The sequence below is a fragment of the Mycobacterium sp. genome, from assembly GCF_008709575.1.
Lineage (GTDB): Bacteria > Actinomycetota > Actinomycetes > Mycobacteriales > Mycobacteriaceae > Mycobacterium.
Window position 1 is genome coordinate 52,708 of sequence record NZ_VYIK01000002.1, and the last position, 24,558, is coordinate 77,265.

General features: G+C 67.7%; 27 protein-coding genes. 9 read left to right on the forward strand and 18 right to left on the reverse strand.

The features are described 5' to 3' along the window. Positions 1–5: 5 nt before the first annotated feature. From F6Q13_RS00910 to F6Q13_RS00950, 9 genes are all read right to left on the reverse strand, one after another. Entirely contained in the window at positions 6–2,102 is a 2,097-nt protein-coding gene (locus tag F6Q13_RS00910; protein ID WP_293050895.1) for a cation-translocating P-type ATPase, read from the reverse strand. A gap of 16 nt (positions 2,103–2,118) precedes the next feature. After that, complete coding sequence (locus F6Q13_RS00915) at positions 2,119–2,379, reverse strand: hypothetical protein (RefSeq protein WP_293050897.1); 261 nt, start codon at positions 2,377–2,379, stop codon at positions 2,119–2,121. Then, the gene (locus tag F6Q13_RS00920; protein WP_293050899.1) at positions 2,376–2,906 is read right to left on the reverse strand and encodes a DUF3093 domain-containing protein; all 531 of its coding nucleotides are present in this window, start codon (positions 2,904–2,906) and stop codon (positions 2,376–2,378) included. The genes F6Q13_RS00915 and F6Q13_RS00920 overlap by 4 nt, the downstream gene beginning before the upstream one ends. A 93-nt stretch (positions 2,907–2,999) precedes the next feature. Further along, positions 3,000–3,455 carry a hypothetical protein gene (locus tag F6Q13_RS00925; RefSeq protein WP_367140766.1) on the reverse strand — a complete coding sequence of 152 codons (456 nt, stop codon included), beginning with the start codon at positions 3,453–3,455 and terminating at the stop codon, positions 3,000–3,002. Then, on the reverse strand, positions 3,452–4,432 hold the full coding sequence (gene hemB / locus F6Q13_RS00930; RefSeq protein WP_293050901.1) for a porphobilinogen synthase: 981 nt from the start codon (positions 4,430–4,432) through the stop codon (positions 3,452–3,454). Before hemB ends, F6Q13_RS00925 begins: the two co-directional genes overlap by 4 nt. Continuing rightward, entirely contained in the window at positions 4,433–6,115 is a 1,683-nt protein-coding gene (locus F6Q13_RS00935; RefSeq protein ID WP_293050903.1) for a bifunctional uroporphyrinogen-III C-methyltransferase/uroporphyrinogen-III synthase, read from the reverse strand. A gap of 27 nt (positions 6,116–6,142) precedes the next feature. After that, positions 6,143–7,069 carry a hydroxymethylbilane synthase gene (gene hemC / locus F6Q13_RS00940; RefSeq protein ID WP_293051017.1) on the reverse strand — a complete coding sequence of 309 codons (927 nt, stop codon included), beginning with the start codon at positions 7,067–7,069 and terminating at the stop codon, positions 6,143–6,145. A gap of 13 nt (positions 7,070–7,082) precedes the next feature. Continuing rightward, the gene (locus F6Q13_RS00945) at positions 7,083–8,456 is read right to left on the reverse strand and encodes a glutamyl-tRNA reductase (RefSeq protein WP_293050905.1); all 1,374 of its coding nucleotides are present in this window, start codon (positions 8,454–8,456) and stop codon (positions 7,083–7,085) included. Positions 8,457–8,563: 107 nt separating this feature from the next. Then, positions 8,564–8,818, reverse strand: a complete 255-nt coding sequence (locus F6Q13_RS00950) for a glutaredoxin family protein (protein WP_293050907.1) — start codon at positions 8,816–8,818, stop codon at positions 8,564–8,566. Positions 8,819–8,990: 172 nt separating this feature from the next. On the opposite strand from F6Q13_RS00950, the gene F6Q13_RS00955 reads away from it, so the two are divergent. The 5 genes from F6Q13_RS00955 to F6Q13_RS00975 all read left to right on the forward strand — a co-directional run bounded on the left by F6Q13_RS00955 (position 8,991) and on the right by F6Q13_RS00975 (position 13,482). Beyond that, positions 8,991–9,845 (forward strand): hypothetical protein, encoded by an 855-nt coding sequence (locus tag F6Q13_RS00955; protein WP_293050910.1) that lies wholly within the window; start codon positions 8,991–8,993, stop codon positions 9,843–9,845. Positions 9,846–9,900: 55 nt separating this feature from the next. Continuing rightward, the gene (locus tag F6Q13_RS00960) at positions 9,901–10,863 is read left to right on the forward strand and encodes a LysR family transcriptional regulator (protein ID WP_293051018.1); all 963 of its coding nucleotides are present in this window, start codon (positions 9,901–9,903) and stop codon (positions 10,861–10,863) included. 149 nt (positions 10,864–11,012) lie between these two features. After that, positions 11,013–11,909, forward strand: a complete 897-nt coding sequence (locus tag F6Q13_RS00965; RefSeq protein ID WP_293050913.1) for an HAD family phosphatase — start codon at positions 11,013–11,015, stop codon at positions 11,907–11,909. A 153-nt stretch (positions 11,910–12,062) separates the two neighbouring features. Further along, positions 12,063–12,578: a MaoC family dehydratase N-terminal domain-containing protein gene (locus F6Q13_RS00970; protein ID WP_293050916.1), complete on the forward strand. Its 516-nt coding sequence runs from the start codon at positions 12,063–12,065 to the stop codon at positions 12,576–12,578. A 31-nt stretch (positions 12,579–12,609) separates the two neighbouring features. Next, positions 12,610–13,482 carry a cyclopropane mycolic acid synthase family methyltransferase gene (locus tag F6Q13_RS00975; RefSeq protein ID WP_293050919.1) on the forward strand — a complete coding sequence of 291 codons (873 nt, stop codon included), beginning with the start codon at positions 12,610–12,612 and terminating at the stop codon, positions 13,480–13,482. A 35-nt stretch (positions 13,483–13,517) separates the two neighbouring features. On the opposite strand, the gene F6Q13_RS00980 is transcribed toward F6Q13_RS00975, so the two are convergent. The 9 genes from F6Q13_RS00980 to F6Q13_RS01020 form a co-directional block, all read right to left on the reverse strand. Further along, a complete protein-coding gene (locus tag F6Q13_RS00980; protein ID WP_293050922.1) occupies positions 13,518–14,585 on the reverse strand; it encodes a lysophospholipid acyltransferase family protein in 1,068 nt (355 codons plus the stop codon). 20 nt (positions 14,586–14,605) lie between these two features. Next, complete coding sequence (locus F6Q13_RS00985) at positions 14,606–15,718, reverse strand: SDR family oxidoreductase (RefSeq protein WP_293050925.1); 1,113 nt, start codon at positions 15,716–15,718, stop codon at positions 14,606–14,608. Between the two features lie 68 nt (positions 15,719–15,786). After that, positions 15,787–15,888: an AURKAIP1/COX24 domain-containing protein gene (locus tag F6Q13_RS00990; RefSeq protein ID WP_003402602.1), complete on the reverse strand. Its 102-nt coding sequence runs from the start codon at positions 15,886–15,888 to the stop codon at positions 15,787–15,789. Positions 15,889–16,096: 208 nt separating this feature from the next. After that, positions 16,097–16,357, reverse strand: coding sequence for a cell division/environmental response transcriptional regulator (locus F6Q13_RS00995; protein WP_293050928.1), 261 nt, complete (start codon positions 16,355–16,357; stop codon positions 16,097–16,099). Between the two features lie 139 nt (positions 16,358–16,496). Then, positions 16,497–17,360: a pyrroline-5-carboxylate reductase gene (gene proC, locus F6Q13_RS01000; protein ID WP_293050931.1), complete on the reverse strand. Its 864-nt coding sequence runs from the start codon at positions 17,358–17,360 to the stop codon at positions 16,497–16,499. A gap of 70 nt (positions 17,361–17,430) precedes the next feature. After that, positions 17,431–18,273 (reverse strand): thioesterase family protein, encoded by an 843-nt coding sequence (locus F6Q13_RS01005; protein ID WP_293050934.1) that lies wholly within the window; start codon positions 18,271–18,273, stop codon positions 17,431–17,433. A 35-nt stretch (positions 18,274–18,308) separates the two neighbouring features. Further along, positions 18,309–19,151: a sugar phosphate isomerase/epimerase gene (locus F6Q13_RS01010; protein WP_293050937.1), complete on the reverse strand. Its 843-nt coding sequence runs from the start codon at positions 19,149–19,151 to the stop codon at positions 18,309–18,311. 7 nt (positions 19,152–19,158) lie between these two features. Then, entirely contained in the window at positions 19,159–20,160 is a 1,002-nt protein-coding gene (locus F6Q13_RS01015) for a hypothetical protein (protein ID WP_293050939.1), read from the reverse strand. Continuing rightward, the gene (locus F6Q13_RS01020; RefSeq protein WP_293050941.1) at positions 20,157–21,176 is read right to left on the reverse strand and encodes a Ppx/GppA phosphatase family protein; all 1,020 of its coding nucleotides are present in this window, start codon (positions 21,174–21,176) and stop codon (positions 20,157–20,159) included. Before F6Q13_RS01020 ends, F6Q13_RS01015 begins: the two co-directional genes overlap by 4 nt. A gap of 101 nt (positions 21,177–21,277) precedes the next feature. Between F6Q13_RS01020 and F6Q13_RS01025 the strand changes: the two genes are divergently transcribed. The 4 genes from F6Q13_RS01025 to F6Q13_RS01040 all read left to right on the forward strand — a co-directional run bounded on the left by F6Q13_RS01025 (position 21,278) and on the right by F6Q13_RS01040 (position 24,558). Then, the gene (locus F6Q13_RS01025) at positions 21,278–22,063 is read left to right on the forward strand and encodes a hypothetical protein (protein WP_293050944.1); all 786 of its coding nucleotides are present in this window, start codon (positions 21,278–21,280) and stop codon (positions 22,061–22,063) included. Positions 22,064–22,149: 86 nt separating this feature from the next. Next, entirely contained in the window at positions 22,150–22,872 is a 723-nt protein-coding gene (locus F6Q13_RS01030) for a FadR/GntR family transcriptional regulator (protein ID WP_293050946.1), read from the forward strand. Continuing rightward, positions 22,869–23,678 carry an ABC transporter permease gene (locus tag F6Q13_RS01035; RefSeq protein WP_293050948.1) on the forward strand — a complete coding sequence of 270 codons (810 nt, stop codon included), beginning with the start codon at positions 22,869–22,871 and terminating at the stop codon, positions 23,676–23,678. The genes F6Q13_RS01030 and F6Q13_RS01035 overlap by 4 nt, the downstream gene beginning before the upstream one ends. Positions 23,679–23,688: 10 nt before the next feature. Then, the gene (locus F6Q13_RS01040; protein ID WP_293050950.1) at positions 23,689–24,558 is read left to right on the forward strand and encodes an ABC transporter permease; all 870 of its coding nucleotides are present in this window, start codon (positions 23,689–23,691) and stop codon (positions 24,556–24,558) included.

The window sequence follows — 24,558 nt, forward strand, 5'->3', positions numbered from 1 at the left end:
GCCGTTCACCCGCGGCCGAATCGGCGCAATCGCAAGCTGTTGCCGACGACCAGCAGCGAGGAACAGGCCATCGCGGCACCGGCGATCATCGGGTTGAGCAGGCCCGCCATGGCCAGCGGGATGGCGGCCAGGTTGTAGGCGAACGCCCAGAACAGATTCGTCCGAATCGTGCGCATGGTGCGAGCCGACAGCCGCAGCGCCGTCGGCACGGTGCGCAGATCACCACGCACCAGCGTCAGGTCGCCGGCCTCGATCGCGGCGTCGGTGCCGGTGCCCATCGCCATGCCAATGTCGGCAGCGGCCAGGGCAGGCGAATCGTTGAAGCCGTCGCCGACCATCGCCACCCGGGCACCGTGGGCCTGCAACCGCTTGACCGCGTCGGCCTTGCCGGTCGGCAGCACGCCGGCGATCACGTCGGCGGGGTCGATACCGACCTCGGCGGCAACCCGCTGCGCTACCTCGGCGCTGTCCCCGGTCAGCAGGACCGGCCGGATACCCATACTGCGCAACTCTGAGATCGCCTGCGCACTGGTGGGTTTGACGCTGTCGGCCAGCCGGATGCTGCCGCGCGGCCGATCGCCCCAAACCACCTCGACGCTGGTGCGCCCGTCGGACACCGCGGCCTTGCGCACGGTGACCGTGACGCCATCGACGGCACCGCAGACCCCGACGCCGGCATCGTTGACGAAGCCGCTGACCGGCTCCAGGCGCAGACCGCGGCCTCGGGCCGCCGCCACGATGGCCGCTGCGGCCGGGTGCTCGGAGGCCGCTTCGACCGCCGCAGCCCGGGCCAGCACAACGTCGGGGTGCTCACCCGCGGCGGGTTCGACGGCTTCGACGGTCATGACTCCGGTAGTCACCGTTCCGGTCTTGTCCAGCACGACCGTGTCGATGGTCGGCACGTTCTCCAGCGCTTGTGGGTCTTTGATCAGGATGCCCAGCTGCGCACCGCGTCCGATGCCGACCAAGATCGCGGTCGGGGTGGCCAACCCGAGCGCGCACGGGCAGGCGATGATCAGGACGGCGACCGCCGCGGTGAACGCCGGACCGCTCGGCTGCCCGGCCAGCAACCAGCCCGCCAGGGTCGCCGCGGCCAGCACCAGCACCGCGGGCACGAACACCGCCGAGATCCGGTCGGCCAGCCGCTGGATGGACGCCTTGCCGTTCTGGGCGTCGGTGACCGCCTTGGCCATCCTGGCCAGTTGGGTGTCGGCCCCCACCCGCACGGCCCGCACCAGGACCCGGCCGTAGGTGTTCAGCGACCCGCCGAGTACCTCGGCACCAGGGCCGACGTCGACCGGCATCGGTTCGCCGGTCAGCGCCGAGACGTCCAGCGCCGAGACACCGTCGACCACCACGCCATCGGTGGCCACGCGCTCGCCGGGGCGGACCACGACGACGTCGTCGACATGCAAGTCGGAGACCGGGATCGCCACTTCACCGCCGTCCCGCAGCACGACGGCGTCCTTGGCGCCCAGGGTCAGCAACGCCCGCAGCGCCGCACCGGCCGAACGTTTGGCCCGCGACTCGGCGTAGCGACCGGCCAGCAGAAAGACCGTGACGACGGCCGCGACCTCGAAATACACCGGTCCGGAGCCGCGCAGCACGGCCACTGCCGACCACAGGTAGGCGGCCAGCGTGCCCAGCGACACCAGGGTGTCCATGGTCGACGCGCCGTGGCGTGCGCGGTCCAGCGCCGCCCGGTGAAAAGGGTAGCCGCCCCACGCCACGATCGGGGTGGCCAGCGCGAACACCAGCCATTGCCACCCGGCGAACCGCCACGACGCCATCATCGACAGTGCGACGATCGGCAGCGCCAGCACGGCCGAGCCGAGCAACCGAGGCAGCAGCTGATCTCCCGGCTGCTGCGCGGTCTCGTCCGGGCGCGCGCCGTCGCGGTGCACCGCGGCCCGATACCCAGCCATTTCCACGGCGCGGATCAGATCGGCCGCTGACACCGTGGGGTCGTGCTCGACATGGGCGCGTTCGACGGCGAAGTTCACCGTGGCCCGGACCCCGGCGAGCTGGTTAAGACCACGCTCCACTCGCGCCGCGCACGAGGCGCAGCTCAATCCGCTCAGGTCTAAGTCGGTGGAGGTCATAACACCTACGGTATCCCTATGGGATATCTGTGTTCTCGGTCACAGCCCGGCGCAGCCGGGCACCCCCGACCACGGCCAGCACGCCGGCGGCCGTCGCCAGCATCAGCGTCAACAGCAACAGCTGGGGGTCATAGGCCACCGATGTGGTGGCCGGCTGACCGTCGGTGACGGGTGCGACCGCCACCGTGGAGCGCACCCCCGACCAGGCCAACCCGCAACCGAGCACGGCAAGACCGGCCACCCCGAGCTCGACGACGGCGCGGCTGCGCGCCGTCACCGGTCCGACCCGTCGTCGACGCCGGGGGTGGCCGGCCCGATTCGCTGCTCGACCAGCGGGGTCAGCGCGGCGCGCAGGTGGCGGTGCCGGCGCGCCCAGGCTTGAGCAGTGCGCCCGTGGGTGAGCCGCAGCCCGATGCCCACCCGGCCGCGCGGCACCCCGACCAGTTCGCCGAGCGCGCGGGCGGATTGCCAGCGCTGCAGGTCCTTCGCGGTCACCACCGGACTGTCGGCCTCGGGGTAGATCCCCACGATCTCGGACACCTTGATCGTTTCGGTGCCCTGGCGCAGGGTTTCGGGGGTCAGTTCGACCGAGGTGTGGATCCGGGCCGCTTTCACCTGCAGCCCGACAAACCCGGATACCAGCACCAAAAACACCAGTGGGACCGGCCATTGCCAGCCGTTGCCGCTGGATTTCTCGATCATCAGCATCGCCAGGGCCGACAGCGGGCCGGTCAGCACCCAATACCAGCTGGCGCCGGCCTCGTAAAACAGCCGGGCCGGACCGGTATTCGTCCGTGCGGTCACTGACATCGCATCCTTCGAGTTGCCCGCCACACCACCGCCCCGGGTCAACCTAACCGAAATGTAGCAGCACACCACGGTCTCAACGGGGAAAGCTCAACGCGTGAAGTAGGCGTGGGCATCGCGGCGGTGCAGCAAAAAGATCGCCCCGGCGATGAGCACCGACCCGACGATGCCGGTGACAGCACAGGTGATCGCTGCCAGCGGCGGCCAGTCCACGCTGAACAACCGCAGCATCACGTAGCTGATCGTGGCCAGGCCCCCGCCGGTCAAGACGGTTCGAGCCCATCGGTAACCGGCCCGCATCAGGATCAGGAAGGTCACCACGATCGCGCACACCACCGCGGCGAAGAGCCCCGAGGCCGCGTAGACGAGAACCGAGCCGCGTCCGGCACCGGAGCCGACCAGGTCGGCGACGTAGCCGATGACCATCAATGGCAGCGCCGCCATCCACAGCCAAAACCCGGTGTCGACGTCCACCGGCCGGGTCGGCGGCTGTGGCGGCGCGGACGGACCCGGCGGCGTGCTCGGCCAGCTCGGCGGCCGACTCACGACAGCCAGCCCGCCGCCTCGGCGGCCCAGTAGGTCAGCACGATGTCGGCGCCCGCGCGACGGATGCTGGTCAACGACTCCAGCGCGCCCGCACGCTCGTCGATCCAGCCGTGAGCCGCCGCGGCGGAAATCATCGCGTATTCCCCCGACACCTGGTAGGCAGCCACCGGCACCGGCGACAGATCGGCCGCAGCGGCCACCACGTCGAGGTAACCCAGGGCAGGTTTGACCATCACGATGTCGGCACCCTCGTCGAGGTCCAACTCGATTTCGCGCACGGCCTCGCGGGCATTGCCGGGCTCCTGCTGATAGGTGCGACGGTCGCCGGACAGGCTGGAGTTCACCGCCGCCCGGAATGGACCGTAAAACGCCGATGCGAACTTCGCGGCGTAGGCCAGGATCACCACGTCGAGGTGCCCGGCCGCATCCAGGCCGTCCCGGATCGCGCCGACCTGGCCGTCCATCATCCCACTCGGCGCGACCACGTGAGCGCCCGAATCTGCTTGTGCCACAGCTAAATCCACATAGCGCTTCAGGGTAGCGTCGTTGTCGACCCGACCTCGGCCGTCGAGTACGCCGCAGTGCCCGTGGTCGGTGAACTCGTCGAGACAGGTGTCGGCCATCAGCACAGTCGCGTCACCGAGGTCCTTGGCCAGATCACGCAGCGCGACGTTGAGGATACCGTCGCGATCGGTGCCGGCCGAACCGGCGGCATCCTTGTCTTCGTCGCGGGGCACTCCGAACAGCATCAGTCCGCCGACTCCGGCGCTCACCGCGTCGGCGGCGGCGCGCCGCAGCGAGTCGCGGGTGTGTTGCACCACGCCGGGCATCGACGCGATGGGCCGCGGTTCGTCGATGCCGTCGGCGACGAACATAGGTAACACCAGATGCCTTGGCTCCAAGGATGTCTGCGCCACCAAGCGGCGCATGGCCGAGCTCGAGCGAATCCGACGCGGGCGCTGCCGAGGGTAGGCCATCTAGCGCCTGCGGCTCTTCTTACGCGGCGGTGGCAGCGCACCCTCGGCGCGAAGTCGTGCGGCGTGCTCGGCCAGTGCGTCGACGAGGGGGCCCACCGCCGCCGTGTCGGGCTGAACGTCGACGCGCAAGCCGAACTCTGCCGCGGTCTCGGCGGTCTTGGGGCCGATGCAGGCCACGATGGTGCGCGCGTGCGGCTTGCCGGCGATACCGACCAGATTGCGCACCGTGGAGCTCGAGGTGAAGCACACGGCGTCGAACCCGCCGGTCTTGATCATTTCGCGGGTTTCCGCCGGCGGCGGCGCGGCCCGTACCGTGCGGTAAGCGGTGACGTCTTCGATCTCCCAGCCGCGTTCCCGCAGGCCCTCGGCCAACGTCTCGGTGGCGATGTCGGCGCGGGGCAGCAGCACCCGGTTTACCGGATCGAAAATACGGTCATAGAACGGGAATTCGTCCAACAGGCCCAGCGAGGACTGCTCGCCCGACGGCACCAGCTCCGGGCTGACGCCAAACGCGCGCACCCGATCAGCGGTCGCTTCGCCGACGCAGGCGATCTTCACCCCCGAGAACGCGCGGGCATCCAGACCGAACTCGTTGAACTTCTCCCACACCGCGCGCACCGCGTTGGTCGAGGTGAACACCACCCACTGGTAGCGGCCGTCGACGAGTCCTTTGACGGCACGCTCCATCTGCGCGGGGCTGCGCGGCGGCTCGACGGCAATGGTCGGCACCTCGATCGGCAGCGCACCGTAGCCGGCCAGCCGTTGACTCATGTCGCCGGCCTGGTCCTTGGTGCGCGGAACCAGGACGGTCCAGCCGTACAGGGGGCGGCTCTCCCACCAATTCAGCCTGGCCCGATGGGCTACCGTCTTGCCGATGGTCATCACCACCGGACCGGTCAACGGTCCGGCCGGGTCGTTGCCGCCCGGCACGTCCGAATCGGCCAGCCCGCCCAACGTCGACAAAACCGAGCGTTGCGCGCACGTCGTTCCGTTGGCGGTGACCACGCACGGGGTCGTGTCGGCCAATCCGTACTCGACCAGCGTGCGCGCCGTGTCGGCCACCCGCGGTGCGGTGGCCAGCAGGATCAGCGGACCCGGACCGGCCGCCAGCGCCGCCCAGTCGTCGTCTTTGAGGTCTGCGCGCACATCGGCAACGGTGTGCGAGGAGCCCAGCGGCAGCCCGGCGTACGTCGGTACCACCGAGCTCGGCGCCAAGCCGGGCACGATCTCGAAATTGAGGTGGCTGCGCGCGACGGCGTTGACCTCGGTGATGACCGCGTCAACCGACAGCGGGTCGCCGGCCACCAACCGCACCACATCGGTGCCCGAACGGGCTTCGCTGGTCAGCGTTTTGGCCACCTCGGCCGGATCGCCCAGCGCGGGGCGAATGTCGGGTCCCGGCGACACCACCACAGCAGCGCCCGGATTGTCGGTGACGCCCTCGGTGGCTATCGCGGGGGCTACCGCGGCCGGTTCGGCCGGCCCGGACACCGGGGGCAGATCCTTGCCGATCAGCGCCAGCACCGGCTCGGGCACATCGGGGTCGGTGAACACCAGGGCGGCATTCGCCAGCGCCGCTGCGGCCCGCGTCGTCAGCAGGCTGGGGTCTCCCGGACCAGAGCCGACAAACACGATGCGGCCAGGCCTGGGCTTGCGCCCACGCCCGGCTACTTGACGAGTCATCCTGTTATTCCTCCTCGCACGGTAGTCTCACCGCCCGATCGACATGAGTTCCCGCGCACCCGCTGCGAACAGCTCCGCGGCCACCGAGAGTCCCAGCTCCCGTGCCCGACTCGGACTGCCGATGCCGGACGCACGGACCACATCGGATCCGTCCAGCGCCGCCACGCAGCCGCGCAGCGACAACTCCTCGAAGACCCGGCCGTCCTCGTCGAGGGACTCGACCACTTCGGCGATCGCGCCCACCGGCGCGGAGCAACCCGCCCCCAGTTCGGCGAGCAGGGCACGTTCAGCGGTGACCGCGGCGCGGGTGTCGGCGTCGTCGAGCTCGGCCAATAGTGCCGCGAGGGCGCTGTCCCCAGCGCGGCACTCCACCGCGAGCGCGCCTTGAGCCGGCGCCGGCAATAGCACGACCGGCTCCAGCGTCTCGGTGACGTCGTCGAGTCGACCCAGCCGGGCCAGACCCGCTCGGGCCACCACGATCGCGTCGAGTTCACCCCTGCTCACCCTGTTCAACCTGGTATCTAGGTTGCCTCTTAGGGGGCGGATTTCCAAACCGAGACCCAATGCTCTAAGCTGTGCGGCCCGCCGCGGGGACGAGGTGCCCACCACCGAGCCGGTCGGCAACTGTCCCAGCGCCAGCCCGTCGCGGGCGACCACCGCATCGCGGGGGTCCTCGCGGGGTGGTACCGCCGCGACCACTAACCGCGGGTCTTCGGCGGTGGGCAGGTCTTTGTGCGAGTGCACCGCCACGTCGACGCGGCCGTCGTCGATGGCCTGCCGCAACGCCGCGGTGAAGACACCCACGCCGAGGGTGGCGATCGGCGCCGTCGACCGGTCGCCCTCGGTGCTGATCGGCACCAGTACCGCGGGATGACCGCGGGCGATCAGCGCATCGCGGATGCCGCCGGCCTGGGTGCGGGCCAAGAGGCTGCGCCGGGTGCCTATCCGGATCACGTCGGCCAAGCGGCTACTCGGCGGTCGGTCGGGTGCGCAGGGACCCGTCATAACCGCCGATCGCCGGCAATTCCCCGGCGGTGGCGACGGCGTCGACGGCGTTCTGGTCGAGTTCGAACAGTTCGCGCAGTGCTTCGGCGTAGCTGTCGCCGCCGGGCGCGCTGGCTAATTGCTTGATGCGCACTGTCGGTGCGTGCAGCAGCTTGTCCACCACGCGCCGCACCGTGCGGGCAACTTCGTCGCGCTGGACGGGATCCAGTCCCGGCAGCCGGTTCTCCAGGCGCAGCAACTCGGCCTCGACGACGTCGGCAGCCCGCCGCCGCAGCGCGGTGACCGTTGGCGTCACCTCGGCCATACGTTGTTCGGCAAGGTAGCGGGCAACCTCGGCGGCGACGATGTGACGGGCGGCGTCGGCGTCGGCGCCCGCGGCTCGCGCCGAGGGCTCCCGCTGGATGCGATCCATGTCGACGAGCCACACGCCCGGCAGCCCGGCCACGGCAGGATCGACATCGCGCGGCATGCCCAGATCACACAACACCAGCGGTTGGGCCGCTTCGTCACGGCGGGCGGCCGCCAGCGCGTGATGCACGTCGGCCAGCGATACCACCGGGCGCACCGCGCCGGTGCAGCTGATCACCACGTCGACACCACTGAGCGCGGCCGACAACCGGTCGAGGGCCAACGCGTCGGCCGAGACCCCGGAGTCGCGGACCTTGCGGGCCAGCCGCTGCGCCCGGGTCAGCGACCGGTTGACGACGTGAACGTGCCGGACGTTGGCGCGGGCCAGGTGGGACGCTGACAGCGCCCCCATCGCCCCGGCTCCGATCACCGCGGCGGTCTTGCCCGCCAGCCCACCCAACCGGGCTTGGGCCATGCCGAGGGCCACCGACACCACCGACGCACCGGCGGCGTCGATCGCGGTCTCGGTGTGCACGCGCTTACCGACCGCCAGCGCGCGCTGGGCCAGCTCGTGCAGCACCCGCCCGACGGCGCGGTTGGCCTCGGCGGCGGCGTAGGCGCGACGGACCTGCCCGAGCACCTGCTGCTCGCCGAGCACCGCCGAGTCCAAGCCGCTGGCGACGGCGAACAAATGCTCGACGGCGGCCTCGCTGTAGCGCACGTAGGCGTACTTGGTCAGATCCCCCAGCGACAACCCTGAATGCTCGGAAAGCACCTGTCCGATCACCGACAGGCCGCCGTGGAACGCCTCGACGACGGCGTAGCACTCGACCCGGTTGCAGGTCGACAACATCATGGCCTCGGTGACCAGCGGAGACTGCAACACGCCGTCGAGAATTTTGATCTGGCCGCCTTCATCGGCGGATAGCTGTTCGAGGACCGAGACCGGTGCGCTGCGATGAGACACACCGAAGAGCAGAACACTCACGGTTGGATCACCTGGTCTGCTCCCTTGACGTCACCGGTGAACAAACTGCTACCCACGGTAGTCCGTAACCCGGTGCGCCACCAAATTCGCTTGGGTGTCACCGGCTGTTACGCCAGATCTGCCCGCAACCGGGCCTCGTCGACCTCCCAATAGCTGTGCTCACGGCCGTCGAGCAGCACCACCGGCAGCCGGTCGCCGAATTCGGCGCGCAGGCCCGGATCGCCGGTGGCCGCCGCCGCGTCGACATCGGTGACCGACAGCTCGAAGTCCAGTTCGGCGGCCAGCTCGACGAGCCGGTCGTACACCCGCGTGCAGATCGCGCAGCCATCGCGGGTCAGCAACCGTACGTGGCGGCGGTTCACGGTGTCAGTGTCGCACCGGCCGCGGCGGGCGCACCGCGCCCACCACGCGGGGATGGTGGATGCAGGCCGGCCCGCGGAAACGTCAGCGGGATCCGACAGAACAACGGTGCTTTGTGTCGTCACCAATAACTCTCGTCTAGCGCACTATTAGTGCGCCACGAATAATCAATTCATGCGTCAGATATCAAATCTGGAGGCAGAAGTGTTCGCAATTCCGCTTCAACTATTGAAATACTGCGCCGACTGGCTCGATTCCATCGGCTGGTCGACCGTCCTTGTGATCTGCGCTCTCGGCTATCTTGTGGCGGTCAAAATCGTGCTGATCTGCAAATTACACCCAGTCGCGGGGAAGGCCGCCGTGCATCGTGCCACCACGCCGATGCCATTGCCTACGATGGACCGCGACACCACCCGGGATTCAGCCCCGACTGCGGCGCACGTCCCCCGCGTGCTGCCGGCGGCCAGGTCCAGAGGTAATACCGACACTTCCGCCGATCGCCAGTCACCGACCGCTGCCGCGACTATCACACGCCCGTCCGAGCTGGCTGCGTTGGATTGGACATCGATCGATTGCCAGAACAACGCAGGCTGCGACCGTCCCGCAGACTATATTGTGGAGTACCACGCGATCGATCATTGTTTGGACGACGGAACCAACGCACTGGGCAATCTCGTCGAGATTGTCTGCCGCAACTGTCTGGCTTTCTTGCAAATCACGATCGACATACATATCGATCGGTTGGTTTCACAGGGGCGGGAGTTGCGCTGCCTTACCTGCGGAAAACCCCTTGCCTGGTCCATCGACGTCCTGCGCTCCGTACTACCGCTTCATGGCAGCTCGAGCAGCACCCTGAGCACCGGCAGCCCGGGCCCGCGTCAACCTGAGACAGCGCACACGTTCATCCCCGTGCGGACAGCGCCGGACGGCAAGCCTTACTCGGACGCGACGCACAACAGCACTACACCGCAAACCTTGGCGGCCAAGATCCTTAACAGGAGGACCTCTCGCCGACATGACGGACGTTAGTTACGGCGCCAGTGACAAAGACCACATTGCTGCCCAGATCAGCGGTATCGGGCCAATGCCGACAAGTCACGGACAAACGGTGCTTAGCCCCCGCATGCCTGACCTCATCTCGTTTGAGACGCTGCTGGCGGTAGCCCGCACCGGCAGCATCGGTGCGGCTGCCAACGAATTCGGCCTGACCCAGCAGGCTGTGTCGTCACGCTTGGCAGCGATGGAGGCTCTGACCGGGGTGCGGCTGGCTGTCCGCACCCGACGCGGCACCCAGCTCACACCCGCCGGTGTCGCCGTTGCCGAGTGGGCGGCGCGGCTACTCGAGATTGCCCATCACATCGATGCCGGCCTGGACTCACTGCGCACCGAAAGCCGCGATCGCATCAAGGTGGCGGCCAGTCAAACGATCGCGGAACAGCTTTTGCCCCGGTGGCTGATCTCGTTAGCCGCCGCCGCCGGCCGACTCGGTCGGAAAGCACCCAAAGTGATTGTGACCGCGACCAACAGCGAAGGCGCCATCACGACCGTCCGCACGGGCGAGGCTGACCTTGGGTTCATCGAAAGCCCCCGTCCCCCTGAGGGATTGGGCAGTCGTGCGGTAGCGCACGACGAGCTGGTGGTCGTCGTACCTCCGGATCACAAGTGGACTCGAACGTCGCGCGTGGTCAGCGCCGCCGAACTGGCCCAGACACCCCTGGTCACCCGCGAACCAGGATCCGGCACTCGCGAGTCCCTCACTAATGCGCTGCGCCGCGCCCTCGGCGATGACGTGCAGCAGGCACCGCCGGCCTTGGAATTGCCTTCGACGGCCGCGGTGCGCTGCGCGGTCCTCGCCGGCGCGGGGCCGGCGGTCGTGAGTCGACTCGCAGTTGCCGACGACCTGGCAAGCGACCGCCTACGCACCGTCAGTATCCCTGACCTGAATCTGCACCGGCAGCTTGTCGCCATCTGGGCCGGCGGACACACTCCGCCGGCGGGAGCAATCCGAGACTTGCTTGGCCATATCCGACACATCAACCGCGTGTGAGCCGTCTCACCGAGTCGTCGGGCCGCACCAGGCGGCGGACGCGTGGTGCGGCACGCAATCAGCGCGATGCCGACGCTGTTCGCAGGGCGCGGCCTACCTCCGCCATCACCGCGCGCACTGCCGCTTTAGCGGCGGATAGGGTTGATTCCGTGACGGCGTCCCCCGACGCGGGCAGGGCGGATCCCGGTCGCCCCGACCTCGAGGCACTGGCCGGCGGCGCCAGTGCCGAACGGGCGCTGGACGGTCTACGCGCTGGTCCCAAGCAGCCGCCGGTCGATCTGACCGCGGCGGCGTTTTTCGACGTGGATAACACCTTGGTGCAAGGCTCGTCGCTGTTGCATTTCGGCAGGGGCCTGGCCAGCCGCAACTACTTCACCTATCGTGACGTGCTCGGATTCATCTACGCGCAAGCAAAGTTTCGGCTGCGCGGCCGAGAGAACAGCAACGACGTCGCCGCCGGCCGGCGCAAAGCGCTAGCGTTCATCGAAGGCCGATCCACCGCTGAGCTGCAAGCCTTGGGCGAGGAGATCTACGACGAGGTCATCGCCGACAAGATCTGGGCCGGCACCCGGGAGCTGGCTCAGATGCACCTCGACGCCGGCCAACAGGTGTGGCTGGTCACCGCGACCCCGTATGAACTCGCGGTCACCATCGCCCGCCGGCTCGGGTTGACCGGGGCACTGGGCACGGTCGCCGAGTCGATCGACGGTGTCTTCACCGGCAGGCTCGTCGGCGAGATTCTGCACGGTGCCGGCAAAGCACACGCGGTGCGCTCGCTGGCCATCCGGGAAGGCCTCAATCTCAAGCGCTGCACCGCCTATTCGGATAGCTACAACGATGTCCCCCTGCTCTCGCTGGTAGGCACGGCGGTAGCTATCAATCCCGACTCCCAGCTGCGCAGCCTGGCCCGCGAGCGGGGCTGGGAGATCCGCGACTACCGGACCGCACGCAAGGCGGCCCGGATCGGGGTGCCGTCGGCGCTGGCGCTGGGTGCCGCCGGAGGAGCGCTGGCTGCGGCCGTGTCGCGTCGCCACGAGCGCGCATAACGCGCGAGGGGCGCACCGACCGCATCGAACCCGTGTCGCGTCGCCACGAGCGCGCATAACGCGCGAGGGGCGCCGGCAGGTCGAACGTAGGCTCGCCGTCGATCGCGCTGATAAGCTGCGCCAATCAGCCTTACACGTGGAAAGCAGCAGGCCATGCCAGTTCCCGAAGGAACCCAAGAACTCATCGGGACCCACTATCGGTTCCCGGACCACTTCGAGGTGGGCCGGGAAAAAATCCGGGAGTTCGCGATGGCGGTCAAGGATGACCACCCCATGCATTTCAGCGAGGAAGCCGCCGCCGAGGGCGGTTATCCGGCGCTGGTCGCGCCACTGACCTTCCTGGCAATCGCCGGACGACGGGTCCAGCTGGAGGTCTTTACCAAGTTCGACATCCCGATCAACATCGCCCGGGTGTTCCACCGCGACCAGAAATTCACATTCCATCGGCCAGTCGTGGCCGGTGACCGACTGTACTTCGACACGTACCTCGACGGGGTCATCGAATCTCACGGCACGGTCGTGAGCGAGATCCGCAGCGAGGTCACCGACTCCGAAGGCCGTCCGGTGATCACCAGTGTCGTCACCATGCTCGGTGAGTCCTCCCGCCAGGACGCCGCGACTGCCAGCGCGACGGTGGCGGCAATCGCAGCCATCCGAGCCGGAGCCTAAAGTCGGCACATATCAAGCAGGGGGTGAGTCGATGGCCGCGAAACTGACGCCGCGTTTCGACAACGTGCAGGCGCACTACGATCTCTCCGACGATTTCTTCCGACTGTTCCTCGACCCGACGCAGACCTACAGCTGCGCGTACTTCGAGCGCGACGACATGACGCTGGAAGAAGCCCAGATCGCCAAGATCGACCTGGCGCTGGGCAAGCTGGGCCTGCAGCCGGGCATGACGCTGCTCGACGTCGGCTGCGGCTGGGGCGCCACGATGCGCCGCGCCGTCGAGCGCTACGACGTCAACGTGATCGGGCTGACCTTGAGCAAGAACCAGGCCGCCCACGTGCAGCGGATGTTCGAGACGATGCACACGCCCCGCAGCACCAGGATCCTTTTGAAGGGCTGGGAGGAGTTCGACGAGCCGGTCGACCGGATCGTGTCGATCGGCGCGTTCGAACACTTCGGCTTCGACCGGTACGCCGACTTTTTCACCATGGCCTATCGGGCGCTGCCGCCCGACGGGGTGATGCTGCTGCACACCATCGTGCGGCCAAGTGACGACGAAATCGCACAGCGTGGCCTCCCGCTGACGATGCGCCTGCTGCACTTCGTCAAATTCATCATGGACGAGATCTTCCCCGGCGGTAACCTGCCCAAGGTCGTGCAGGTCGAAGACCATGCCACCAAGGCCGGTTTCGCGATCACTCGCATCCAGCCGCTACGGTTGCACTACGCCAGGACGCTGGATACCTGGGCGGCGGCGCTGCAGCAGCACAAAGACGAGGCGATCGCCATCCAGTCCGAAGAGGTCTATGACCGCTACATGAAATACCTGACCGGGTGCGCCGACCTGTTCCGTCAAGGCTACACCGACGTTTGCCAGTTCACCTTGATCAAGCCGGCAGCCTGAATGGCCCGGAAGGGTGCGGCAACCATCGGCGGCAATCAGCCAAGGAACATGTTGCGCCGCCCGGCCAGCAGACGGTACAGGGTCTGCTGGATGGTCTCGCGCACGTGATCGGTCAGCTCGAAGGTGACCATCGGGTCGTCGGCGTCGGCGGTGTCGTAGTCAGCGGTGGCGATCGGCTCGCCGAAGGCGATGTGCCATTTTGACGGGAGCGGCACCAGACCGGCCAGGCCCGCCGCCGGAAACAGCGGTGTGATCGGGAAGTAGGGCAGGCCCCACAGCCGGGCCAGCAGTTTAACGTCGGCCAGCATCGGATAGATCTCTTCGGATCCGACAATCGAACACGGCACGATCGGTGCTTTGGTGCGCAACGCCACCGACACGAAGCCGCCGCGGCCGAACCGCTGGAGCTTGTAGCGGTCCTTGAATCGCTTGCCCAGCCCCTTGTAGCCCTCCGGGAATACCGCGGTCAGCTCGCCGGCGGTCAGGAGCCGGTGTGCGTCGGTGGTGCAGGCTATCGTGTGGCCGGCCTTGCGCGCGGTCACTCCGATCACCGGCAGGTCGAACACCATGTCGGCGGCCAACAAGCGCAGATCCCGGTGGGCCGGATGCTGGTCGTGCACCGCCACCGATGCCATCAGCCCGTCGAAAGGAAGGACCCCGGCATGGTTGGCGACAACCAAAGCGGCGCCGGTGGCCGGCAGGTGCTCGACACCGCTGACCTCGACCCGGAACCAGGACTTGAAAAAGAACCTCAGCAAAGGACGCACGATCGCGTCGTTGAAATGCGGATCGAACCCGAACTCGTCGACGGTGTAGTCGCCGGTCAGTCGCCGGCGCAGAAACTCGGCAGCTGCGGCGACCCGCTGTGCAAGGTCGGTGTCGGGGGCTTCGGCCAGGGTTTTGCCATCGGCGTTGCGATGGCGCCGATCGATCTCCCGGACGACCGCAGCGATCTGCTCGGAGGAAGCCTGCGCGCCGGGATCGGACAGCAGCGACGGATGCCGACGCGCTGTCTGAGAGCGTTGACTGGCTCGCCGCTGGGCGGCCGCACGATTCGAACTTGCATGCAGCGGAATGACTTTTGCTCTGGAGTCGCCCGCCATATGTTTAGCCTCTCCACGCCTTAGCTGATTCCGGTTCGGCTGCCTAAGCGCTGCGCTGCTGCCACGGCTCGACCTTCAATGGAGCGTACCCACTGCGGATCGATAATGGGAGTCAAACCTCGGCCGCGGACGTAATCGTCAAACGCTTCGGCCGTCGTCCACTTGGGGTGGTAGCCGAGCTCTGCGCGCATCCTGGTGGTGTCCATCACGCGCCCGTAACTGAGGTAGTCCAGTTGCTCGCGGTTGAGTTCGGTGTAGCGATTGGCCCGCCGCAGCGAATCGAGCGCCCACAGCCCGAACCCCGGCACCGGCAGTGGGATCCGGCCCGCTCGCCGGATCGCCTGCGACAACATGATGATGCCGTCGCCGCCGATGTTGAAGGTGCCTGGCTTGCCGGCCATCGCGGCGCGCTCCAGAGCACCCAGTGCGTCCTGTTCGTGCAGCAACTGCAGCCGGGCGTCGCGACCGACGACCACGGGGACCAGCGGCCCGGCCAGATAGCGCGACAGCGTGGTGTCCATCGCCGGGCCGATCATGTTGGCCAGCCGCAGAATGGTCACCGCGATGTCGGGTCGGCGCCGCCCCAGGCCACGCACGTAGCCCTCGATGTCGAGGCTGTCCTTCGGGAACCCTTCACGGAATGGCCGGCGGCTGATGCTGTCTTCGGTGAACATCACCGGATCGCGAGAGCTCGACCCGTAGACCTCGGAGGTGGACTTCAGCACGACCCGGCGCACCGACGGCGCTTTTTGGCAAGCCGCGAATAGTTGCATCGCACCCATCACGTTGATTTCTTTCAACGTCGCGCCACCGCCCGAACGCGGCGCGTAGGACGCGGCTGACGCGTGTACCACTGTGTCGACATCGCCATTTCGAATCACCTTGGCGATAAAGGGGTTGCGAATGTCGGCACGAACGAACTCGGCTCGACCCATGCGGCGCAGCATGTCCTTGCTCGGAGCGATGGCGTCCACCGCGATGACGCGGTTGACAAACGGGTTCTGCGCAAGCCGGGCGGTCAGATACCCGCCCAGAAACCGGCACGCACCGGTGACCAACACGACCTTGGGGTAATGAACGGTATCGCCAACCTTGTCCGAGCCGACACCCGGCTGACTCTTCGACGGATCCACCTCGACAGCCTAACCACCGCCGGCAGCAGCGGCATCACCGGCGAATGGCCGTCGCCGCAGGTCGCGCGCTACTTCCCGAGTTTTCTGCGCTGCACCCGGGTACGGCGAAGCAGCTTGCGGTGCTTTTTTTTCGACATCCTCTTACGCCGCTTTTTGATTACTGAACCCATAACTCCGCTATCCGTGTGGCCCTTCCGAGTGCGGCCGTGGCGGCCGATGAAACGACCCGCATACTGTACCGGGCGGGGCTAACGAACGGAAAACCGTCCGGCGTGCGAGCAGCGTGAAGCGTCCCGACGGGCACCGCCCGCCGGGCACAGCGCACACCGCAGGCTCACTCCCACCGCTGTCCCGTATGCTGCCGGGGCCGTGGAGTCGTTAACCCGCGTCGAAGTACGAGCTCTCCAGCATGTCGTGCACGGCCTTGGCATGCACCCGGAAGGATCGCCCGACGCGAACCGCGGGCAGCTCACCGTTGTGGACCAACCGGTAGACCGTCATCTTGCTTACCCGCATCAGCGCCGCCACTTCAGCCACCGTGAGAAATTGCGTCCTCGGCTGCTGGCCGTCGGCGGAACTGCTGTCTCTTGTCGATTTGCCAGCCGAATCCCGTGCAGATGGCCCGTTCGTAGACGTCATCGCAACCCAATCAGTCAGGCACATGCAGTCCCAGCGGCTTCCCCTCCGCTGGCACCCACATGCGCATACACAAAGGAGAATAGCGGGACCAGTGGGGTTATTGCGACGGGTGTGGGAAAATCCTTAAAAACCTAATTAATCACTCTGATGTGATTCGTAGCTGTTCAGATCGAGTTTTTGCGGCCTGTACCGCATTGTCGACCGCCGCGCGAAAACCGCCGCGCTCAAGTTCACGCAGCCCAGCCGCGGTCGTGCCGCCCGGCGAGGTGACGGTCGCCCGCAGCCGGGCCGCAATCGACGTGTCGGCGGGCGCGCCACCGGGTTCCCGCTCTTGTTCCATCCGCTCCAGCAGCATTGCCGCCGATCCCGCCATGGTCTGCACGACGAGTTCGCTGGCGACCGGGCGGCTCAGCCCGACCGCGACGGCAGCATCCACCAGCGCCTCGACCATCAGGAAGAAATATGCCGGACCCGAACCGGAGACCGCGGTCACCGCGTCCAGCTGCGCCTCCGGAACCGTCAGCACGCCGCCGACGGAGTCGAACAGGGCGGCGACCTCTTTGAGCTCTTCGGGAGTCGCGAAGCGACCCGAGGCCAGCGCGCTGACTCCCGCACCGACCAAGGCCGGGGCGTTGGGCATGACCCGAACCACCGAACACCCAGCCGGCAGCCTGGATTCCAGGTACGCGGTGGTAACGCCGGCCGCCACGGTGATGAACACCTGCTCGGGGCTGTTTTCCTCGGCCCGGGCCACAAGATGGGCGATCTCGTCGACGACCGGCACCACGTCGGAGGGTTTGACGGCGATGATGACGAATGTGGCGTTCTCCACCGCGTCGGCCAGCGACGTCACCAGCACCGAGTAGGTATCAGCCAGGTATTTGGCGCGGTCGGGCAGTCGTTCGGCCACCACCAGGTCTTTCACCTGCCGTCCCGCGCGCAGCAGACCCGACAGCAACGCCTCCCCCATGTTCCCGCCGCCGACAATCGCGATTCTGGCCATGCTGGCAAGCATGGCAGACCAGCCCCGGGCGATCGCAAGCGCGGCGCAGCCGCGCGCAGCGGGTCCCCCGTTACCGGGCGGGCACCATCGCGAGCTGGCGGGTCTGCACCACAATGCGGTCATCGCAGTCGACCACGACGTGGTCCTCGTCAAACCAGTCCTGCCCGATTTCGGTGCAGGTGGATACGACGCGCAGCCAACCGTCGGCCGGCAGCCCCCGCACGTAGGCGGTGAGCTGCACAGTGGGCGCCCAGCCGGTGCGGCCGACGGCGAAACTCACCGGGGCCGAGACGTCCCCGCACATCAGCGCGAACAGCACGTCGGGTGCCACGCCGCGCGGCCTCACCCACAGCTGGATCAGCGGCGGCCGCCCGTCGGTGGGCGCCAGCGTCGAAACCACCGGCCGCACATCGCAGCCCTCGGCCAAATTCACCAGCCCGGCCATCGGATGGCCCGGACCGACCGGCGCGACGTCGTCAGGCGGTTCGGGTGCCATCAGGTCGACAACGGGGTTGGCCGACAACAGCGGCGGGACCGCATGCTCCGGCTCGCCGAGCGTGACCACCGCGTGCACAGCAGTGCGATCCCCCTGGCTGAGCTCGACGTCGACGACGCCGATGCGCCGCCCCCGCTTGCGGATCGCGGTGATCAGCCGCATCGGACCGGGGTCGGGCGCCCACAGGAAGCTGCCCGATACCGAGACCGGCTGAACCGCGCTCCGCGTGGCGTCGTCGCCGGGCGCCGCGTGATCATAAGCGGTACGAGCGGCGTTGGCGCATAACGCCAGCATCGCCCCGCCGTGCACCTTGGGCCCGATGGTCCAGTGCTTGTCTAACTCGGCGTCGAAGACACGTTGGGCACTATCGGATTCGGCCTCACGCAGTTGCATCGCGGAGGTGAACAGCGGGCTCATCGATATCCTTGTGGTGTCGTGGTTTTCCTGCGGCCTCACCGCAACAGGTGCGTCCGGGCGAACTGCAACGATTCGGCGAGCATGGCTTCGCGCTCGTGAGTCGACCGCACGCTCGAGGTGGACACCTCCAGAACGACATGGCCGGCGAAGTCACCGGCGGCCAGCATCTGGCATACCTCGACCACCGGCTGGGTGCCGCGCCCCGGCACGAGATGCTCGTCTGCGGGCAACCCGCTGCCGTCGCACAGATGCAGATGCGCCAGACCAGAACCCATCCGCCGCGCCATCTCGACCGCGTCGGTTCCTGCGGTCGCGGTGTGCGACAGGTCCAGCGTGTAGTGCGCATGGTTGCCGTCCAGCGGATCATACGAGGGCGCAAACGCCGAAAACCCCGGACCGGGTCCGCCACCGCGTCTGCGCATCCGCTCTTCTGCCTGACCGGCCCCGAACAACCGGTCCGCCCGGAACGGGAACATGTTCTCCACCGCCACCTGCACCTCGCTGGATTTCTCCAGCTCGGCGACCTGCTCGCTGAATCCGTCGGCGTAACGGCGCTGCCAGCGAAACGGCGGATGCACGACGACGGTTTGAGCGCCAAGCCGTTCAGCGGCCCGTACGCTGCGTGCCAGCTTGAGAATCGGGTTGGCTCCCCAGACCCGTTGCGAGATCAGCAGACACGGAGCATGCAACGACAGCACCGGCACCCGATACCGGCGAGAGAGCCTTTCGACCGCGGCGATGTCCTGACTGACCGATTCGCCCCACACCATCAGCTCGACGCCGTCGTAGCCGAGCTCGGCGGCATACTCGAAGGCGGCCTCGGTCTTCATCGGGTAGACCGAGGCCGTGGACAGACCGACCTTGATGGCTGGGCGCACCGAGGGGCTAGCCGGATTGCAACATAGCCAGCGGCCCGAGCGTGACGAATGCTCCCACCGCGACCGCGATCAGCGTGCTGACAATGTCCTCGGTCCTGCGGACCACCCGCACCGCCACCACCAGCCCGAGAATGACCAGCACTGACAGCACCAACGCCACGATGTTGTTCCACCTCCACAGCTGATCGAACGCGATGAACAGTGCCGCGCCGAAGCCCGCCGCCAGGCTCGACTGCACGACCACCAATCCGCCGCGCAGGATGGTTTCGGCGCGGCCCGGCCGCGGGTGGCTGTCGACATCCGCGGCGAGATCCGGCTGGTCCGCTGCCGCGTCAGCGGCGTCGTCGCCGACGTGGCCGGGCGCCACGTTTTCGTCGGCACTGGCGTCGACGACCTCGGCGGCGGTGTTCCCGCCGAAGAACAGGCCCGCCGACGGACCCAGGTACGAGCGCACGTACGCAGAGTCCTCGGTTGCCGGAACGGCTTCTCGCACCTCGGTGTCCATCACATCGACCGGCATCGCGGTGTAGCTCTCCAGCGGGTCCGGGCTCATCCCCTCGGCGCCGGGTTGCGTCTCCAAACGGTCGGAACGGTCGGTGTCAACCCGAGCAGACCTGCGCAACGGCAACGGAAAGGCGCTGCGCTCGGGCCCTGACGCAGCGGGCCGCTGCGGCGGAGATTCGGGCCAGCGCGGCTCCGGTCCGGACCAGTGTGACGCCTCGCGGACCGCGTCGTCGGTGGCCGCGACAGTCAGGTCGTTCGTCGCGGTGCGGTTGGCACGGCGAGCGTGGGTACCCGGTCGGCGGTGCGGCGTCTCCGAAGGCTCGGCGTCGGCGCGAACAACCGGAATCTCCCCGGTCAGCTCGGCAACCGTTACCGCGTCGCTGTTACCGCGCCGACGGCGACGGCGACCCGTAACGGGCGGCGGGGCACCGATACTGCCGTTTCTGGCCAGCAGTTCGGACACCGAGATCGGGCGGGTGCTCGAGCTGTCCTGCGGTCCGGTCATGACAGGCCGCCTCTCGATCGGCCAACCGACGTCGGGTCGCCCAGCCGGCCGCGAGCGTCACGCACCGGCGTCTCGACGAGTGCGGTCCCGTCGGCTTCGCTGTCGAGCTTGCGCAAGATCAGGCCCTCCCGCAGCGCCCACGGGCAGATGTCCACGGTTTCGATCGACAGCGCTCGCATACTCGCCTCCGCCACCAAAGCTCCCGCAACGATTTGGGGCGCCCGTTCGGCACTTACTCCTTCCAGCTCAGCTCGGTCAGCGGTCGTCATCCTAGAGATGAATGCTATGACCTGTCGAAGACCGCTGGAGGTAAGTGTCCGCTTTACCCGCGGCCCTGCAGCCGACGGCGCAGCGCCAGTGAGCCTCGCCAGCGAGCGGAAGGTCTTCGACGTTGCCACGGCGAGGTCGGGGGAGCCCGCGTCCAGGACTGTCACCGCGGCGCCGGCCAATTCGGCGTCGAGCCAATCACGCAACATTTCGACCCGACGTCGGCCGGGCGGATCCTCTTTGAGCCATTCCCGGGTCAGCCGGCCGGCGCCCAACGGCAGCGACAATGCCACCTCGGGTTCCTCGTCGACGCCGTTGGACAGCTCCAGCGAGCCACCGCCGATGTCGATGTTGACAATCCGCCCGGCGCTCCACCCGTACCAGCGGCGCACCGCCAAGAAGGTCAGCCGCGACTCGTCGACGCCGCGCAGCACCTGCAGCTCGACTCCGGTCTCGGCGCGCACCCGGGCCAGCACGTCTTCGACGTTCTTGGCGTCGCGGATCGCCGAGGTGGCAAACGCCATCAGTTCGACGCAACCGGAACTGACCGCGATCTTGCTGAATTCGGCGATCGTGGCGACCAGCTCGTCGGCACCGCGGCGGGTGATCTTGCCCGAGCCGTCGGTGGCTTCGGCCAGCCGCAGTGCCGCCTTCGTCGAACTCATCGGTGTCGGATGCCCGCCGCGGTGGGCGTCGACAACCAGCAGATGCACCGTGTTACTGCCCACGTCCAGCACGCCCAATCGCACGAAACACAACCTAACTGGTGCCGGCGCAGACCGCGTAACGCGCAGCGGCCGATGTTTCCGCTCAGCCCCGGGTGGGCCGGGCTTTGGTCTACCGTAGGCTCGTGACACGTTCACGGTCCGACCACCCTGGCGAGGTCGAATTAGACTTCGCGCGCGAATGGGTGGAGTTTTACGACCCGGACAATCCCGAGCATCTGATCGCAGCCGACTTGACCTGGCTGTTATCGCGCTGGACGTGCGTTTTCGGCACCCCGGCCTGCCAGGGGACGGTGGCCGGACGGCCCCACGACGGATGTTGTTCGCACGGGGCGTTTTTGTGCGACGACGAAGACCGCGCCCGACTCGACCGCGCCGTGCGCAAACTGACCGAGGACGACTGGCAGTTCCGCGAGAAAGGCCGCGGCCGCAAGGGCTACCTGGAGCTCGACGAGCACGACGGTGCACCGCAGTGGCGCACCCGCAAACACAAGGGCGCGTGCATCTTCTTGAACCGGCCCGGATTCAAAGCCGGGCCCGGCTGCGCCCTGCATGTCGCGGCGCGCCGCCTCGGCGTGCACCCACTCACGATGAAACCCGACGTGTGCTGGCAGCTACCGATCCGGCGCAGCCAGGAATGGGTGACCCGCCCGGACGGCAGCGAGATCCTCAAGACCACGGTCACCGAATACGACCGCCGTGGCTGGGGTGCCGGCGGTGCCGGTCTGCACTGGTACTGCACCGGCGATCCGGCGGCGCACGTCGGCGCCAAGCAGGTGTGGGAAAGCCTGGCCACCGAGCTGACCGAGCTGCTCGGCGAGAAGGCCTACGCGGAGTTGGCGGCGACGTGTAAGCGGCGCAGCAAGTTGGGGCTGGTCGCGGTGCACCCCGCGACGCGCGCCGCCGGATAGCCTGCTCAACGCGATCTCACCGCTATTCGCGGGAAGATTGGTCTGACCACTTGACCTCTGACCTCTTACCCATCATACTGCTGGACATGGCACTGCAGCCGGTGCACCGCCGATCGGTGACCGAAGCAGTCTTCGAGCAGATCGTCACCGAGGTGCTCAGCGGCGAGATGCAGCCCGGTGAGGTGCTGCCCAGCGAGCGCCGGCTGGCGGAGTTGCTGGGGGTGTCTCGTCCCGCGGTGCGCGAAGCGCTCAAGCGCCTGTCCGCCGTCGGCCTGATCGAGGTGCGCCAGGGCGACGCCACCACCGTGCGTGACTTTCGCCGACACGCCGGCCTGGACCTGTTGCCGCGGCTGCTCTTTCGCGACGGCAAGCTCGACGTTTCGGTCGTCCACAGCATTTTGGAGGCCCGGCTGCGCACCGGCCCGAAGGTCGCTGAGCTGGCAGCCGAACGGCATAAACCCGAATTGGCGGCGTTACTGGCCGATTCGGTGCGCGCGCTGGAGACCGAGACCGATCCCCTCCAATGGCACCGCCAAGCGCTCGAATTCTGGGAGCACGTGGTCGACGGTGCTGATTCGATCGTTTTCCGATTGATGTTCAATGCTTTTCGCGACGCCTACGAGCCGGCGTTACCGGTATTGGCCACTGCGATGACCGCCGAGGCTGCTCACCCGGAGGCCTACCGGAAATTAGCCGAAGCGTTGTGTGCCGGTGATCCCGGCGAAGCGAAAAAGCTTGCCCACGACTTGCTCGAACTCGCGAACACCACGATGGAAACGGCACTGCGGACCCAAGGGGAGCAGCAATGACGACATCGACGGCGACTGATGGCGCGCTCACCGACTATATTCGCGACCAGTTGCGGCCCGGCGCCGAGGCCGTCGGTGGGTTCTACCGGATGTGCGTGCTGGCCGGAAAAGCCTTAATCAAGCCGCGCTTTCAGTGGCGCGAAACCATCCTGCAGGGCTGGTTCATCACGAGCGTCTCGTTGCTGCCGACGCTGGCGGTCTCGATTCCGCTGACCGTGCTGATCGTGTTTACGCTCAACCTCCTGCTGGCCGAGTTCGGTGCCGCCGACATCTCCGGGGCGGGTGCCGCGCTGGGCGTGGTGACCCAGCTCGGCCCGATGACCACGGTGCTCGTGGTGGCCGGCGCCGGGTCGACGGCCATCTGCGCCGACCTGGGCGCCCGCACCATTCGTGAGGAAATCGATGCGATGGAGGTGCTCGGGATCGATCCGATCCACCGGCTGGTGGTTCCCCGGGTGGTCGCCTCGACCTGCGTCGGAACATTGCTCAACGGCGCGGTGATCACCATCGGCCTGGTCGGCGGATTCGTGTTCGGCGTTTTCATCCAGCACATCTCGGCCGGGGCCTACGTCGGGACGCTGACTTTGATCACCGGCCTTCCCGAGGTGGTCATCTCGGTGATCAAATCGGCTATTTTCGGGCTGATCGCCGGGTTGGTCGGCTGTTACCGGGGGCTCACCACCAAGGGCGGGGCCAAGGGCGTCGGCACTGCGGTCAACGAGACGCTGGTGTTGTGCGTGCTCGCGCTGTTCGCGGTCAACGTCGTGCTGACCACGATCGGCGTGCGGTTCGGGACGGGGCGCTGAGGTGGCCACCGTGTCCACCGCCGCCGTCCTGCGCGCTCGCTACCCGCGAACAGCAGCCACCCTCAGCCGCTACGGCGGCGCCGCGGCCCGAACGCTGGCAGAGATCGGCACTTTCGCGCGGTTCACCCGGATCAGCATCGGCCAGATCTGGTGGGCGCTGCGCCGCTACCGCCGGGAAACACTGCGGCTGATCGCCGAAATCGGAATGGGCACCGGTGCGATGGCCGTCGTCGGTGGCACCGTCGCCATCATCGGCTTCGTCACGCTGTCGGGTGGATCGCTCATCGCCATCCAAGGATTCGCCTCGCTGGGCAACATCGGTGTGGAAGCATTCACCGGCTTCTTCGCCGCGCTGGCCAACACCCGGGTCGCTGCACCCATCGTGGCCGGCGTCGCGCTGGCGGCCACGGTCGGGGCGGGGGCCACCGCCCAGCTGGGCGCCATGCGGATCAGCGAGGAGATCGACGCCCTGGAAGTGATGGGCATCAAGTCCATCGCGTTTTTGGTATCGACCCGGGTCCTGGGCGGGCTGGCAGTGATCGTGCCGTTGTACGCACTGGCACTGGACATGGCGTTCACGTCCGGACAGGTCGTCACGACGGTGTTCTACGGGCAGTCCAACGGCACCTACGAGCACTACTTCCGGACATTCCTGCGCCCCGAGGACGTCGGCTGGTCGGTCGTGCAGGTCGTCGTCATCGCGGTGGTCGTGATGCTCACCCACTGCTACTACGGCTACACCGCCAGCGGCGGGCCGGTGGGCGTCGGCAAGGCGGTCGGCCGTTCGATGCGGTTCTCGCTGGTCTCGGTGGTCGTCGTGGTCTTGCTGGCCGAGCTGGCACTCTACGGCGTCGACCCCAACTTCAACCTCACGGTGTGA